Here is a 15131-nt window from a genome sequence, read left to right as displayed (position 1 = left end):
CAAATTGATCGAGCGAAGCGCCGGGTTCCGGAACGCGTTCGATGCGCTTGGCAGCCCGGTCGCTAACGCAACATATGCGCGACCAGCTCGGCGCGTGTGCCGATGCCAAGCTTTGCGTATACGCCGGATAGGCGGTTTTTGACGGTGCCCGGCGATACTCCCATATGGCGTGCGATTTCGGCGTTGGTCCACCCACGACAGGCGAGCATGGCCATGGTGAATTCCGTGGTCGTTAGATCGTCGGCCACGTCCTCGCCCGAATCGGGGTTGTGGATGCGCCGCCAGCCGTAGCTGAAGCGGTACGTGATCTCGATGATGCGCGCGAAATCGTCAGGGTATTGCGTTTTTAGGCACGCCTCGATGAGCCCCTGTAAAAGGCCGTGGTGCTCGCCGATGAGCTCGATGAGGCCGTCGGGGCGCGCAATGTCCCAAGCGGCGCCAAAATGCGCTTTTGCGGCGTCGACGTCTTTGAGACTCATGTATGCCATGGAAGCTGCCAGGTGCAGGAACAGTTCCGAGATGGGATAGCTTCCCTGTTTCATAATTAGGGCGTTTTCCGCCATGCCCAGACTGCGGCCATATTCGCCGCGCAGGTACAGGGCATGCGCCATCACGTAGCTGGCGAACAAGCGCAGGCCTTCGGGCAGATGCGCCGCAAGCGGATAAAACTCTTCGGCAGAATACGGGGAAGGCAAGTGCAGCAGGACGCTCGCGGCCGAGGCGAACAGGATATGCGTGGCGTGGACGGCGGGCGATTCCTCGTCAGTTGGCGTATCGAGGATGCCCGCAAGGCACCGGCGGGCGTCGGCGATACGGTTGAGCGACAGACTGGCGTATCCGCAGATAAAGCATGCGGAATAGCGCAGTGCGGGATCGGTGGCGTCAAGATAGGGGCGCGCCGTCTTGGCAGCAAGGGTGGCCTGTCCGCGAAAGTACAGCGCTTCTGCCGTGGCAATGGCGCGCGAATCGGGGTCGGAAATGCCTGCAACCGCAGCGTCCATCTGCCCCGGCACAAAGGCAGTGCACATCAACGGCATGGGAACGCATGGGTAGCCATCGCAGTCCATCTTCCATCTCCCAACAGCTGGCAACAATAGCAGCAATTGTACTCCTGTTGCTCGGGACTTGAATTTGTGGGTATCGCCTACGATTGTGCCGAACGTATAAAGGAAGAGTCTATTGGCGATGCTCCCAAGGTGGCTACCGAAGCCTAGCTGACCTCGACATTAGGAAAAAATACCACCCCTGTAAAAAGCTCTGTCGCAGCGATGGGAAACGCATCTCGTTCTGCATATAATGAGGTCATGTGACGGTGCGTTTGCATACGTGTAACGCATTCCCATCGAACCGAAAAGGAGCTCTGCATGGATCCCAACAAGCGTCCCGACGACATGGTGCGTATCACCACTCCCGAACTTGCCCAGGCGTTCATCGAAGAGCAGGTCGCTGCAATCCGCGAGCAGATCGGCGACAAGAAGGTCCTGCTGGCCCTTTCGGGCGGCGTTGACAGCTCGGTTGTCGCGGCCTTGCTCATCAAGGCCATCGGCAAGCAACTCATCTGCGTGCACGTGAACCACGGCCTGATGCGCAAGGGCGAGAGCGAGCAGGTCGTCGACGTCTTCAAGAACCAGATGGACGCCAACCTGGTCTATGTTGACGCGACTGATCGCTTCCTGGATAAGCTCGTGGACGTCGAGGAGCCCGAGGCCAAGCGTAAGATTATCGGCGCCGAGTTCATTCGCGTGTTCGAGGAGGAGGCCCGCAAGGTTGGCGACGAGGTTAGCTTCCTCGCCCAGGGCACCATCTATCCCGACATCCTGGAGTCCCAGGATGGCGTGAAGGCTCACCACAACGTGGGCGGCCTGCCCGATGACCTGCAGTTTGAGCTCTGCGAGCCCGTCAAGCTGCTGTACAAGGACGAGGTGCGCGTCGTGGGCCGCGAGCTCGGCCTGCCCGAGAACATGGTTGAGCGTCAGCCGTTCCCCGGTCCTGGCCTGGGCGTCCGCTGCCTTGGCGCCATCACCCGCGACCGTCTTGAGGCGCTGCGCGAAGCCGACGCCATCGTGCGCGAGGAGATCGACAAGGCAGGTCTGACCATCTGGCAGTATTTTGCCGTCGTGCCCGACTTCCGCGCCACCGGCGTGCGCGAGGGTAAGCGCGCCTACGACTGGCCCTGCATCATCCGCTGCATCAACACCGTTGACGTCATGACCGCCGAGGTGCCCGAGCTCGACTGGGCGCTGCTCAAGCGTATTACCGCTCGCGTCACCGCCGAGGTTCCCGGCATCTGCCGAGTGTGCTACGACCTCACGCCGAAGCCCGTCGGCACGGTCGAGTGGGAGTAAGCTAACTCAGCTGGTAGGCGACGAGAACTAGCAGATGTGACAAAGGGACAGTCCCTTTGTCACATCCTCGATATTATGTGCGGGATGGTACGCCACGCGGCGTGCCATCCCGTTCGTTATTTTAATGAGCCGAGTGCGCGAGTGGGAAGAGTCACGAGCATGGTCGTTCCGCGCTCCGAGCTCTTTTCGACCTCGATGGAGCCGCCGTGAAGTGCGGCGATCTCCCAGACCAGCGCAAGCCCCAGCCCCACGCCGCCGTATGCCCTGCTGCGCGATTTGTCGACGCGATAGAAGGGCTGAAAGATGCTCGTCTGGTATTGCTCGGGAATGCCCGGCCCCTGGTCGCGCACGCGTAGCAGCACGCGGTCGCCTTCGGCGCAGGCGTTGATTTGCACGGTCGAGTTGGGCGCGCTATAGCGTATGGCGTTTTCGGTCAAGTTGAACAGCAACCGATAGATCAGCGTGTCGCTGCCGATCGTTTGCGCGTCGCCCTCACTTGTAAGCGTGATGTCTTTTTGCTCGGCAAGGGGTGCCAGGTCCGTGAGCACTTCTTCGATCATCGGCGCTAGGTCAATCACATCGTTGCAAGGGACACTGCGCAGCTCGCTCATCTCGAGCAGGGTCTTTGTCATGTGCGTCATTCGCTCGGTCTGCTCCTGCAGCAGCCCGAGCAGGCTCGCTGTATCGGCGTCGACGTCGGGGTGCTCGGCGCAAAACAGCTCGACCTGGGCCTGCATGAGCGCAAGTGGCGTGCGCAGCTCGTGCGCCGCATTGCCCGTAAACTGTCTTTGTGCGGAAAATCCCTCGTCAAGGCGGGCAATCATGTCGTTAAACGACGCGCTGCAGCGCCTGAGTTCAGAGGGCACGTCCTCGCTGATTTTTGTGTCGGCGAGGTTGTCGGGCCGCACGCTCTCGACTTGCGTCGCAAAGAAGCGCAACGGCCGCAGCGCATGTCCGCTTACAAAGTAGGCCAGCACGCCGCCGAGCAGCGTCACCGCCGCAGTTATATACCAGCTCGTCGCGCCAAACGATTCTTGGGCGTCGTTCACGACGATGGTCAGCGCGTCGTCGAGCTCTTTGTTTGTCGGGTCAAATGAGCTGGGCGAGGCCGCCTCCACCTTGCTGTGCGCCGACGCTTCTGCACCAATCGAGTCCATGTAGCGCATGCCGGAGTAGCCAACCAGGCAATTCATAAGTACGCAGGTCGAACATATCAGCAGTGCCGTCATCAACGTGATGCGCCACTGCAGCGACAACCGCTTCATTTGCCATCCTCCATAACGTAGCCTTCGCCGATTCGGTTGCGGATGGGGTCGTGCCCCAACGCGCCGCGCAGCTTTTTGCGCAGCGACGAGATGTGCACGCGGGTCGCGTTGCTAAAGCTGTTGACGCTGCTGTCCCATACGTGGTCGATGAGCTCCTCCTGGCTCACCGGCCGCCCCTGGTTAAGCATCAGGTATTCCAAGATGCCGGTCTCCTTGCGCGTGAGGGACAGGATCTCGTCGCCCACTGTGGCGAGGCGCGCCTTGGTGTCAAAGCTCAGCGATCCACAGGTTAGAACAACGTCGCTTTGTGTAAAGCGTCTGAGGGTAAGGCTGCGAATCCTTGCCGCAAGCTCGTCAAGATGAAACGGCTTGGTGAGGTAGTCGTTGGCGCCCGCATCGAGCCCCGCTACCTTGTCGGAGACCTCGCCACGTGCCGAGAGCACAAGCACCTTGGTCTCACAATCAGCTGTCCTGAGTTGCCTGAGCACGGTCATGCCGTCGACATGGGGGAGATTGAGGTCGAGCACGACAAGATCAAAGGTCTCGACATCGAGCAGATCGAGGGCCTGCTGCCCGTCGTAGCAGCAGTCGACGCTATAGGCCAAGTTGCGCAGGCTGCGTGCGATCGCATCGCACAGCGCCCGCTCGTCCTCGATGACCAAGATGCGCATAACGTTCTCCTTGCATAATCATTCACGCTTAACACGGATTTTATAGTCGGTATGGTCCAATGGGTCGCGAAACGAAAGGAGTGGTCAGATTGTTCAAAGCGATTAAGCCTGTGGCGCAGGTGGCTTTGCTGATCGTTGGGGTAGCCATGGTTGGCTTTGGAATTATGCGCGGCGAGGCAGATGCCGTGCTGGCCAAGGCAATCAGGCTGTGCTTGGAGTGTATCGGAATTGGATAAAAGAAAAAACACTGCATCGCATCTTTTAGCGCGATTTCGTGGATTGATTCAGGCGGCGGCGACGCTTGCGACCAATATTCACCTGCCTAACTTTGCCAAGGGCGGCATCTACCAGGGAGCGGGCAAAGCCGTCTGCGTGCCGGGCCTCAACTGCTACTCGTGTCCAGCGGCCTCGGGTGCGTGCCCCATCGGGTCGTTTCAGTCGGTGGTGGGCTCGTCTAAGTTTAGCTTCTCGTATTACGTCACCGGAACGCTCATTCTGATCGGCGTGCTGCTGGGACGTTTTGTATGCGGCTTTTTGTGCCCGTTTGGATGGCTACAAGAGCTTTTGCATAAGATTCCCAGCAAAAAGCTCTCCACGAAAAAGCTCAAGCCGCTCACGTACATCAAGTATGCCGTGCTGCTGTTTGCCGTGGTGCTGCTGCCCGTCTTGGTGGTTAACGATGTGGGTATGGGCGACCCGTTCTTTTGCAAGTACATCTGCCCGCAAGGTGTGCTCGAGGGCGCGATTCCGCTGTCCATCATGAACGTGGGAATCCGCTCCGCGCTGGGAAAGCTCTTTTCCTGGAAGCTCGCGATCCTCATTGTGGTTGCGGTGCTGAGCGTGCTGTTCTATCGCCCCTTCTGCAAATGGATTTGCCCCCTCGGCGCATTTTATGCGCTCATGAACAAGGTGTCTTTGCTGGGGATCCAGGTTGACCAGTGCAAATGCGTCTCGTGCGGCAAGTGCGCCAAGGTGTGTCAAATGGACGTGGACGTTACGCGTACGCCCGACCATGCCGAGTGCATTCGTTGCGGCAAATGCGTGGGCGCGTGCCCCGTCGATGCTATTAGCTTTCGCTATGGGCTGGGTGTGACGGGCGACAAACCCGCGCAGTCCACGCAAGCCTGCGAAAACAAATAGGTACCTATATAAGTTTCGATATAAACGGAGGAACCATGAAACTGTCAAAAATTGCAGCTCTGTTGATGCTGCCCGTGCTGGCGCTGACTCTCGCGGCGTGCTCTGCCCCCAAGGGCGACGCGAAGGGTGCTACGAGCGGCGATGCGCAGATTGCCGAGCTCATAGCGCAAAAGCCGTCGAGTGCCGAGGAGGCGGCCGAGCTGTACCAGCAGCTGCTGCAAAAGGAAAACGAGATCTTTGCGAGCGATAACGCCCTATGGGAAAAGGTGTTCCTTGCGGCCAACAAAGACACTCCCATGATTGAGGACGGCAAGAACTACGGTGACTTCTTGCTCGATACCATCGAGGGCGCCAAGGATCAGTTTGCGGCTGACGAGCTTAAGACGCTTAAGGCCGGCGCGCAGCAGGTCAAGGAGATCGAGGACAAGCTCATGGCGCTGGAGAAGGAGTTCCCCGGATGCGGCAGCACGCCCGGCGAGGGGGAGAGCGTCGATGCCTCGACCGCAGGCATGACTAACGGCGAGAGCGGGGAGACGAAGTTCCCCAGCTTTAAGGGCAAGGACTTGGACGGCAACGATGTAAACAGCGACGAGCTGTTCTCCAAGAACAAGGTCACCGTCATGAACTTCTGGTTTACCACCTGCAAGCCGTGCGTGGGAGAGCTGGGCGATCTGGAGAAGCTCAACAAGGAGCTTGCCGAGAAGGGCGGCCAGGTCGTGGGCGTTAATTCCTTTACGCTCGATGGCAACAAAGACGAGGTGGCCGATGCCAAGGACGTGCTTTCCAAGAAGGGCGTGACGTATAAGAACATCTGGTTTAAGTCGGACAGCGAGGCCGGAAAGTTCACCTCCAACCTGTACTCGTTCCCGACCACCTACGTGATCGACCAGAACGGTAACATTGTGGGAGAGCCGATCATGGGCGGCATCAACTCCGCTGAGCAGCGCGAGGCGCTCAACAAACTGATCGATCAGGCACTCGCGAAGAGCGAACAGTAAGTCCGTGGGACAGACAACTGAAGGGGAGTCGCTGGAAACAGCGACTCTTTTTTCTGCTTCGGGGTAGCATCATGGGTATACGTCGAAAGGGCACGCAGCTTTTCGTGCATTGCCCGAGCGGTGCGCGAAGCAACCAAGCTGTGAGTTTTCTTAAGCGTTCTGGGTATGGCAGTGTCAAGAATATCGGCGGCATAAGCGGCTACACGGGAAAGGTGGTGCGTTAGCTATGAAGGTGGTTATCGTTGGAGGCGTCGCGGGCGGCGCATCGGCGGCGGCACGTTTGCGCAGACTCGACGAGCAGGCCCAAATTGTCATCTTTGAGCGCACGGGTTTTGTATCGTATGCCAATTGTGGGCTTCCGTACTACATTGGCGGCGTGATAGAAGAAGAGAGCGCATTGACGCTGCAGTCTCCCAAGGGCTTTTGGGATCGCTTTCGCATTGCGGTCAAGACGAGTCACGAGGTGTTTGCCATCCATCCCGATTCGCATACGGTCGAGGTTCGCAATATGCTGACGGGCGAGGAATTTGTCGAGACGTATGACAAGCTCATCCTGTCGCCGGGTGCAAAGCCGATCCGCCCTGCGTTGCCGGGCATCGACTCGGATAAAATCTTTAGCCTACGCACCGTTGAGGACACGCTGCGTATTCACAGCTATGTTCGAGAGCGGCGACCGAGCAGTGCCGTCGTGATCGGCGGCGGCTTCATTGGCGTCGAGACGGCGGAGAATCTGTGCGAGCTGGGGCTCCAGGTGACCCTTCTGCAGCGTCCCGTCCAGCTTATGAACAACCTGGATTACGACATGGCGACCCTTTTGCATACCGAGGTGCGTGAGCACGGTATCGATCTGCGCCTCAAGGCCGATGTGACAGGTTTTGAGGAAGTTGATGGCCGCGTTGTCACCCATGTTGCGGGCGATGACCCTATCGGAGCCGATATGGTGCTGCTTGCCATTGGCGTGGCACCTGAGAGCCATCTGGCGCAAGAGGCGGGGCTCGAACTGGGCATCAAGGGGGCTATTGTGGTCAACGACCGCATGGAGACCTCTGCTGCCGACGTGTATGCCGTGGGCGATGCCGTGCAGGTCACGCATCAGGTGACCGGCGAGGACGCGGTCATTTCGCTCGCCGGCCCCGCCAACAAGCAGGGGCGTGTCGTCGCCGATGTCATAGCCGGCATGGACAGCTGCTACCTCGGATCGTTGGGCTCATCGGTTATCAAGGTATTCGACTTGACGGCGGCAAGCACGGGACTATCCGAAAAGGCGGCACACGCGGCGGGAATTGACTGCGACAGCGTGGTCCTGTCGCCCGGTTCGCATGCGGGTTATTATCCGGGTGCAACGCCCATGACCATGAAGGTTGTCTTCGAGAAGCAGGGATTGCGCCTGCTGGGTGCGCAAATCGTGGGCATCGATGGTGTGGACAAGCGTATCGACGTTCTGGCGACTGCCATCCAGGCAGGCATGCGCGGCGATAGGCTTAAGGATTTGGACCTAGCATACGCGCCGCCGTATTCATCGGCGAAGGATCCCGTCAATATGGCGGGCTTTATGATCGAGAACCTCAATCGCGGCATACTGGCGCAGTGGCATTGGGAGGATGAGCCCAACTTGCCACGCGATGGCAGCGTGCAGCTGCTCGATGTTCGTACGGAAGGGGAGTATGAGCGCGGGCATATCGATGGTTTCGTAAACATTCCCGTCGATGATCTGCGCAATCGCCTGAGCGAGCTCGACCGGGCCAAGCCGGTCTACGTGATTTGCCAGAGCGGCATTCGCAGCTACATTGCTTGCCGCATTTTGGCGCAGCATGGCTTTGAGTGCTTTAACTTCTCGGGCGGCTATCGCTTCTTTGCAGCCGTGACTGAGGCTCGCCGCGGCAGCGCTAACGTTATGCCGTGCGGGCTCGAAAAGTAGCGCGCATTGGAATGTGACAAAGTGACAGCCTCTTTGTCGCATCGGGGATGTTATATGCGGGATGGTGCGCCATGCGGCGTGCTGTCCCGTTCGTTTTTTGGCGCGGTTCGTTACATTCCTCACTGGTATCGGCCAAAAATGAGGATAGAGTAGGACAAACGCGCCGAACGTGAACGGCGGGGGAGCGGGCGAGCGCGCCCGCGCGAGAGAGGTTGCCGTCCATGCTGGATCTCAGAGTTATTTGCAAAAGGTACGTTACGCAGTCGTTTACGCAGGTAGCGCTCGACAGCGTAAGCCTGTCTTTTCGCGATAACGAGTTTGTAGCCATCCTGGGTCCCTCGGGTTCGGGTAAAACTACGATGCTCAACGTCATTGGTGGACTCGACCATTTCGATTCCGGCGACCTGCTGATCGATGGCATCTCGACCAAGGATTTCAGCGACCGCGATTGGGATGCCTACAGAAACAATCGCATTGGCTTTGTGTTTCAGAGCTACAACCTCATTCCGCACCAGAGCATTTTGGAAAACGTGGAGCTGGCGCTTACGCTCACGGGCGTGGGACATGCCGAGCGCCGCCAGCGTGCGCGTAAGGCGCTCGAGACGGTTGGTCTGGGCGAGCACGTTGACAAACGCCCGAACCAGCTTTCGGGCGGGCAGATGCAGCGCGTGGCCATTGCCCGCGCCTTGATCAACGACCCCGAGATTGTGCTGGCTGACGAGCCGACCGGCGCCTTGGATTCAACGACGTCCGTGCAGGTTATGGATTTGCTCAAGGACGTTGCGCGCGATCGTCTGGTCATCATGGTCACGCACAATCCCGAGCTGGCGTACCAGTACGCCACGCGCATCGTCAGCCTGGCGGACGGCAAGGTCACCGACGATTCCGACCCCTTTGATGTGGCCACGGTCGCACATCGCGAGGCAAAACCCACGCGCAAAACCTCGATGAGCTTTATGACGGCGCTGGGGCTTTCTGCCCGAAACCTCATGACCAAGAAGGGCCGTACGGCCATGACTGCCTTTGCAGGTTCGATTGGCATTATTGGCATCGCGGCGATTCTGGCGCTCTCCAACGGCGTAAACGGCTACATCAAAAAGGTCGAGGAGGACACGCTCTCAAGCTACCCGCTTACGATTTCCAAACAAGATTACGACCTGTCGTCTATGATGGGCGGACAGGGGGGCACGGATGAGGAGGCGTCCAAGGGCGAGGACTCGTCCGATGGCGCTACCGGCGGCAAGGCTCAGGGGACCGATAAGATCCCTGTGGTCACGGCCGTAAAGGACATGTTCGCAAGTGTTAAATCTAACGATATGACGAGCTTTAAGGCATGGCTTGACGACGGCGGCAACGGTATCGACAAAGAGGTCAACGCTATTCAGTATGGTTACGGCGTGACGCCGGTTGTCTATCGTTCGAGTAAGGGCGACGAGAAGCCCGTTCGCCTTGTTCCCAACGCTATGACCGAGGCCATGAGCGGAGGCGCGAGCTCGGCGGCAACGGTGAGCATGGATTCCATGGGAACGTCGGTCTTTAACGAGATGATTGACGACCAGAGCCTGCTCGACAGCCAGTACGATGTCGTTGCCGGCCATTGGCCTACGTCCGCCAACGAGGCCGTGATGGTGCTTTCGAGCCGCGGAACGGTGGGCGACTACACGCTCTACAGCATCGGCGCGCTGGATATCGATGAGCTCAACGACCTGGTTAACAGTGCCATGACGGCCGACGGCAAGGTCAAGACGCCCAAGACCGGCAGCGACTTTACCTACGACGATGCACTGTCCACGACGTTTAAGGTGTTGTCGCCGGCCGATGCCTATCGCAAAAACGAAGAGACCGGCATGTGGACTGACATGTCTGGCGACGCCGACTTTATGAAAGCCAAGGTTGCCGACGGTATTGACGTGCGCATTGTGGGCGTGGTGCGACCCAACGAGGCGGCAAACGCGAGCGCATTGTCCCCGGGCATTGCCTATACGCATGCGCTGACTCGCCAGCTTATGGAGCGTGCTGCCGATTCGCAAATCGTGCAGGAGCAGCTTGCCCACCCCGAGACGGATGTCTTTACGGGCAAGTCTTTCGATGAACTGCAAGGCGAGGCCAAACAGGGCGTGGATTTGGGCAGCATGTTCGGTGTGGACGAAGCGGCGCTCAAGAGTGCGTTCTCGTTCGATACGTCGGCGCTCTCGGGTGCGGCCGGCGGTATAGACCTTTCTGGTATCGACTTGTCCGGGCTGGACCTTGACCTTTCGGGCGTTGGGAAGGACATCGACTTCAGCGACATCATGGCCAAAGCGCCGGCCCCAGATTTCTCGGGCATCTTTGACGGTCTGGAACTCACGCCCGAGCAGATGCAGCAGGTAGGAACGCTTGCCAACCAGCTGTTTGAGGGCTTTCTGCAGTCTGATCAGTTTAAGGCGCTGTCGCCCGAAGATCTTAAGGACGCGTCAAAGCTTGCTGCCGCATTCTCGGCGTATCTTGAGAATGATGCCGCAGCCCAGCAATGCCTGGCTCAGCTCAAGGCGTTGGGCGGCGATGCCTTGGCCGAGCGTCTGCAGCAGGTGATGGGCGACTATGTGCAAAAGCAGCTGGCTCCGTATTTGCAGCAGTCTATGGATCAGGTGATGAAGGCGGTCAGCGAGCAGATTGCGACGACGGTATCAACCCAGCTCAAGGCGGGTGCGGCAGGGTTCATGGACCAAATGGCGACGCAGATGTCTTCGAGTTTTGCCAACCTGGCGAGCGCCATGCGCGTGGATGCGGGCGCCTTTGCTCGTGCCATCCACTTCAACATGGACGCCGAGGATCTGAGCTCGCTCATGATGAGCTATGCCAAGGCGTCGAAGCTCACCTACGACAACAATCTGACCACGTTGGGCTATGCGGACGAGGCGGACCCCATTTCGGTCAAGATTTTCCCGCGCGACTTTGAGGCCAAGGAGCGCGTGCTCGATTACATCGATGCGTACAACAAGCAGGTCAAAGCTGCTGGCCACGATGAGCAGGCAATCTCGTATACCGACTACATGGGCATCATCATGGGCTCGGTGACCGACATCGTGAATACTATCAGCTTGGTGCTCATCGCATTCGTGAGTATCAGTTTGGTGGTGAGCTCCATCATGATCGGCATCATCACCTACATCAGCGTGCTGGAGCGCAAAAAGGAGATTGGCATCCTGCGCGCGATCGGCGCGTCAAAGCGCAACGTGGCCAACGTATTTAATGCCGAGACCTTTATCGAAGGCCTCATTGCCGGCGTCTTTGCCATTGTCGTCGTGGTGGCCGTGAGCTTTCCGGTTAATGCCTGGGCGCTTGCGGCCAAGCAGGTGCCCAACCTGATGAGCCTGCCCGTTCAAGACGCGCTGATGCTCATTGTAATTTCGGTGCTGCTGACGGTCGTTGCCGGCCTGCTGCCGGCTCGCAGCGCATCCAAGAAAGACCCTGTGGAAGCCCTACGCTCCGAATAATGTGACAAAGGGACAGTCCCTTTGTCACATTGGGTGGCTAGCTCGTTTTGCCCATCAATGTGATACGGATGCTTGGATGGGTGTACTCGTCAAATTCATCCTCGGGATCCGTGTCAAACGAATAGTACGTTTTGATGGGGTTGTCACTCGTCCTGATGGAGATTCTCTCGTAGAGCGAACCGTTCAAAAAAGCCTGCCTAAACTCTTCGGGGAGCTTTTGCGGTGCTAGGAGCTCGGGACTCACGGTCTTGACGTCTACGGTTTGGACGACAGAGGAAAGTTCGTCCAAGTCGAGCTCGATGCGGGCGAGGTTGTCCTCAAGGCTCGCGTCGGGGTCGATCTCTGCCGCGTAGCTCACTTCCGTGAGCGTTCCCTTGTTGTCAAAATCCAGGTACGTATAGGTCTTCTGGGCATCGGAGTCGCCGTCGTGCAGATAGCTGCGGACGTGATAGCCGTAATCTTGATATCGCTCGTAGGGGTCATCGGCGGACACGTACTCGCATGAGGGCTCTAATGCCTTGCGTGCGATGGCGATCTGCTCGGCCGCGGCCGCGGCGTTCTCCTGCATCTCGATGTTTCCCTGCGCCAGCTGCGGGATATAGGCGCCGCACACGATCGCGAGGGGCAGCGCCACAAGCGCGACGACCCACTTCTTTGCACGGGGGACAGGCACGCCACAGGCCTCTGCCATGGCCCTTGCGTTGGCGAAGCTTTCGGCAAGCACGTCTGCCGCGGTGGCGACGGCGCCTACGGCAGCGGCGACTTCTGCCGCGCCGCCCAGGTTGCGTGCGGTCTCGTTGTCGCTGTTCTTGAGCAGGCGTGCGGCGGCCTGCGTGCCAACAACGCCTGCGATTTGTGCCGAGCGGTCTTTCTCGCTCTGCTCGATGGCGAGCCGGTTCTGCATTTCCTTCCACTGCTTGCCGCGCATGCCAAAACGCGGCGCGAGGGCACAGTAGCAGAATATGACGAGCTCGATGGCGGTGAGCACCAAGGCGGTCATCATGCCCGTCTCTTGGAAGCCTTCGTGATGGAAGACGATGTCGTCGATCATTTCGAAAGGAATAATCAATAAGGGCAGCACGAATGCCATGGCAAGCGCCGTGCCGGCAACCTTGGGACAGATGCAGTATCGCTGGATGCGCTTACGTTCTTGTTCGGAAAGTGTTGCCATGGCTGATCCTTGGTGTCGTAACGGTCGTTGCGGCGCATGGGGCGCGGGGCGCATCAGTTTGAGCTAGCGCTGGATAAGAACATAGAGCAAGATGCTCATCGCGATGAGCAAGAAGCCTGCGATGTTAAACATCAGTGTGGCAAAGTTGCCCACGATGGGGCGTTCGACATAGCTTTTGTCTGGGTTGCTGGGGTTGTAGTACACGGTCATTTGGCTACCGAGGGGCCAAAGCTGCTCCGCGAGGGTGCCTAGGCGGGCGATGGGGCCTGTCTGCACGTGCAGCCAGCCCTTGGCGTCTTCGTAGGCGGTGGCTTGCGTGCGGATGGGGAGTCCCGACAAGCTTTTGGTCTTTATGCCACGGAATTGTTTTTTCGCGCGGTATTGCGTGCCGTCGACGGTGTATTCCAAAACGGGATTCATTCTGCCTTCACCCATAAAGCGATGGTCGATGACCGTCCCCATGGTCACGGCGGTACAGGCCTTGGCTTTTTGCGGGCGGCGGCCTTCATGAGCGCGCTCACTCCGATAAGCAGGATGCCGATGCCCCCAACCAAGATGAGCGCGAGCAGGGATATCTGCGACGTGGTCACGGCGTTCTCCTTTGGCGCGATACCGTCATATGTGACCCAGTATAGAGAATCCCGCCATCGATGAGCTATTGCGGGGGGGGGGTCAATTCTGAATGTGACAAATGGACTGTTCCTTTGTCACATCGGGGACTGCGGAATCGAGGTCTAATACTTTTCCCGAGAAGTGAACGAGTGAAAACGGACTCCCGAAGCATCGACACTTTTGGCGTGCAATTTCCTGCGATTTTGCCAGTCAAATCCTGCGGTTTTGACGCCTAAAAATGTCAATGCTTCGGGGGTCCAAATACAGCCGTTCACTTCTCGGGAAAAGCATTAGACCTCGAAATATGGGCGGCGTTCGCGAACGGCAACTAGCTTGCGTCCGGTAGCCGGCACTTGGGGCAAAGGGACTGCCCTTTTGCCCCTTCACCATTGCATCGTATCTGGTGTGGAAAAAATATCGCCTGCGTTCTCGCGCCTGCGAAGAGTTCCTGAACCGCTTGAATGGGATGTGACAAAGGGACTGTCCCTTTGTCACATTGATTTGAGAGTGGATGTTGATGAATTTATCGCTGGCCCCTATGGAGGGGATTACCGGGCATGTGTTCCGTCGCGTGCATGCGGAGTGCTTTGGCGCGCTCGATTGTTATTACACGCCGTTTTTGCCGCCGCCGCGGGTGGGCAACCGCTTTGGTGGCAAGGCGTTTAAAGAGGTCGATCCTGCCAATAACCAGGGGCTTAACGTAGTACCTCAGCTGATGTCCAAGAATGCGGACGAGTTTGTGTGGGCGGCGCAGGTGCTCGCCGAGATGGGGTACCGCGAGGTCAATCTCAACCTTGGCTGCCCCTCGGGTACGGTTGTTGCCAAAGGCAAGGGTTCGGGCTTTCTGCGCAACCTGGATGAGCTCGAGGTGTTCTTGAGCGACGTGTGCGAACGCTCACCCTTGCCGGTGTCGGTCAAGACCAGGCTGGGGTTGGAAAGCGATGACGAGTACGAACGCGTGCTCGACCTCTATTGCCGCATGCCGCTGGCAGAGCTGATCGTGCATCCGCGCGTGCAAAAGGACCGTTATACGGGCTCGCCGCGTAAAGAGTTTTACGGCGAGACGTTGGAGCGGGCGCCGTTTCCCGTGGCCTATAACGGCGACATCTTTGATCTTGAGGACATGGATGCGCTGGTGGGGGCCTATCCCGGAACACGCCACGTAATGTTGGGGCGCGGCTTGCTCGCGAATCCCGCGCTGGCTCGCATGGTTAAGGGCGGCTCTGCCGCCACGGCTGCCGAGTTGCAGCGCTTCCACGACACGCTGTTTGCGGCCTATGCGGACGAGATTGGGGGCAACGCGGTCTTTCGCATGAAGGAATGGTGGTTCTACGCCAAATGTGCCTTCGCCGATCCCGCTACCGTGCACAAGCTCGTGCGCAAGACCAAAAAGGTCGACGAATACCGCGCCGCCGTCGAGCGCGTCTTTCGCGAGCAGCCGCTCGCGCCTGTTGCCCGCTTTTGTGGCTACTAGTCGTTGGGGACGTTCTTTAACGACTAGTCGTTCAAGAACGTCCATTACAGTCGAAATTGTC

General features: G+C 58.6%; 13 protein-coding genes. 7 read left to right on the top strand and 6 right to left on the bottom strand.

The annotated features are described in order from the left end of the window. Nucleotides 1–62 precede the first annotated feature (62 nt). Nucleotides 63–1067 carry a helix-turn-helix transcriptional regulator gene (locus DW850_RS10270; protein WP_055252404.1) on the bottom strand — a complete coding sequence of 335 codons (1005 nt, stop codon included), beginning with the start codon at nucleotides 1065–1067 and terminating at the stop codon, nucleotides 63–65. A 297-nt stretch (nucleotides 1068–1364) separates the two neighbouring features. On the opposite strand from DW850_RS10270, the gene guaA reads away from it, so the two are divergent. Further along, complete coding sequence (gene guaA / locus DW850_RS05155; protein WP_082435590.1) at nucleotides 1365–2345, top strand: glutamine-hydrolyzing GMP synthase; 981 nt, start codon at nucleotides 1365–1367, stop codon at nucleotides 2343–2345. A 116-nt stretch (nucleotides 2346–2461) separates the two neighbouring features. On the opposite strand, the gene DW850_RS05150 is transcribed toward guaA, so the two are convergent. Further along, nucleotides 2462–3610, bottom strand: a complete 1149-nt coding sequence (locus DW850_RS05150) for a HAMP domain-containing sensor histidine kinase (RefSeq protein ID WP_055252403.1) — start codon at nucleotides 3608–3610, stop codon at nucleotides 2462–2464. Then, complete coding sequence (locus DW850_RS05145) at nucleotides 3607–4281, bottom strand: response regulator transcription factor (RefSeq protein WP_055252402.1); 675 nt, start codon at nucleotides 4279–4281, stop codon at nucleotides 3607–3609. Before DW850_RS05145 ends, DW850_RS05150 begins: the two co-directional genes overlap by 4 nt. 89 nt (nucleotides 4282–4370) lie before the next feature. Between DW850_RS05145 and DW850_RS05140 the strand changes: the two genes are divergently transcribed. The 5 genes from DW850_RS05140 to DW850_RS05120 all read left to right on the top strand — a co-directional run bounded on the left by DW850_RS05140 (nucleotide 4371) and on the right by DW850_RS05120 (nucleotide 11813). Further along, the gene (locus tag DW850_RS05140; protein WP_197032826.1) at nucleotides 4371–4517 is read left to right on the top strand and encodes a CD1871A family CXXC motif-containing protein; all 147 of its coding nucleotides are present in this window, start codon (nucleotides 4371–4373) and stop codon (nucleotides 4515–4517) included. Then, complete coding sequence (locus DW850_RS05135) at nucleotides 4510–5421, top strand: 4Fe-4S binding protein (RefSeq protein ID WP_055252400.1); 912 nt, start codon at nucleotides 4510–4512, stop codon at nucleotides 5419–5421. Before DW850_RS05140 ends, DW850_RS05135 begins: the two co-directional genes overlap by 8 nt. A gap of 35 nt (nucleotides 5422–5456) precedes the next feature. Beyond that, nucleotides 5457–6419, top strand: coding sequence for a redoxin domain-containing protein (locus tag DW850_RS05130; protein WP_117583291.1), 963 nt, complete (start codon nucleotides 5457–5459; stop codon nucleotides 6417–6419). Between the two features lie 226 nt (nucleotides 6420–6645). After that, entirely contained in the window at nucleotides 6646–8337 is a 1692-nt protein-coding gene (locus DW850_RS05125; protein WP_117583290.1) for an FAD-dependent oxidoreductase, read from the top strand. 221 nt (nucleotides 8338–8558) lie between these two features. Further along, entirely contained in the window at nucleotides 8559–11813 is a 3255-nt protein-coding gene (locus DW850_RS05120) for an ABC transporter ATP-binding protein/permease (RefSeq protein WP_117716805.1), read from the top strand. 37 nt (nucleotides 11814–11850) lie between these two features. On the opposite strand, the gene DW850_RS05115 is transcribed toward DW850_RS05120, so the two are convergent. From DW850_RS05115 to DW850_RS10495, 3 genes are all read right to left on the bottom strand, one after another. Next, the gene (locus DW850_RS05115) at nucleotides 11851–12984 is read right to left on the bottom strand and encodes a hypothetical protein (protein ID WP_117786434.1); all 1134 of its coding nucleotides are present in this window, start codon (nucleotides 12982–12984) and stop codon (nucleotides 11851–11853) included. Nucleotides 12985–13047: 63 nt separating this feature from the next. Continuing rightward, a complete protein-coding gene (locus DW850_RS05110) occupies nucleotides 13048–13446 on the bottom strand; it encodes a DUF3592 domain-containing protein (protein WP_233540623.1) in 399 nt (132 codons plus the stop codon). Between the two features lie 2 nt (nucleotides 13447–13448). Further along, nucleotides 13449–13574: a hypothetical protein gene (locus tag DW850_RS10495; protein ID WP_255415234.1), complete on the bottom strand. Its 126-nt coding sequence runs from the start codon at nucleotides 13572–13574 to the stop codon at nucleotides 13449–13451. A 539-nt stretch (nucleotides 13575–14113) separates the two neighbouring features. Here DW850_RS10495 and DW850_RS05100 point away from each other — a divergent pair. Then, nucleotides 14114–15070: a tRNA-dihydrouridine synthase gene (locus tag DW850_RS05100; protein ID WP_117583392.1), complete on the top strand. Its 957-nt coding sequence runs from the start codon at nucleotides 14114–14116 to the stop codon at nucleotides 15068–15070. Nucleotides 15071–15131 lie beyond the last annotated feature (61 nt).

The organism is Collinsella sp. AM36-4AA (genome assembly GCF_003467795.1).
Lineage (GTDB): Bacteria > Actinomycetota > Coriobacteriia > Coriobacteriales > Coriobacteriaceae > Collinsella.
Note: the sequence above shows the minus strand (reverse complement) of the source record. Positions and strands in the feature narration are given on the sequence as shown.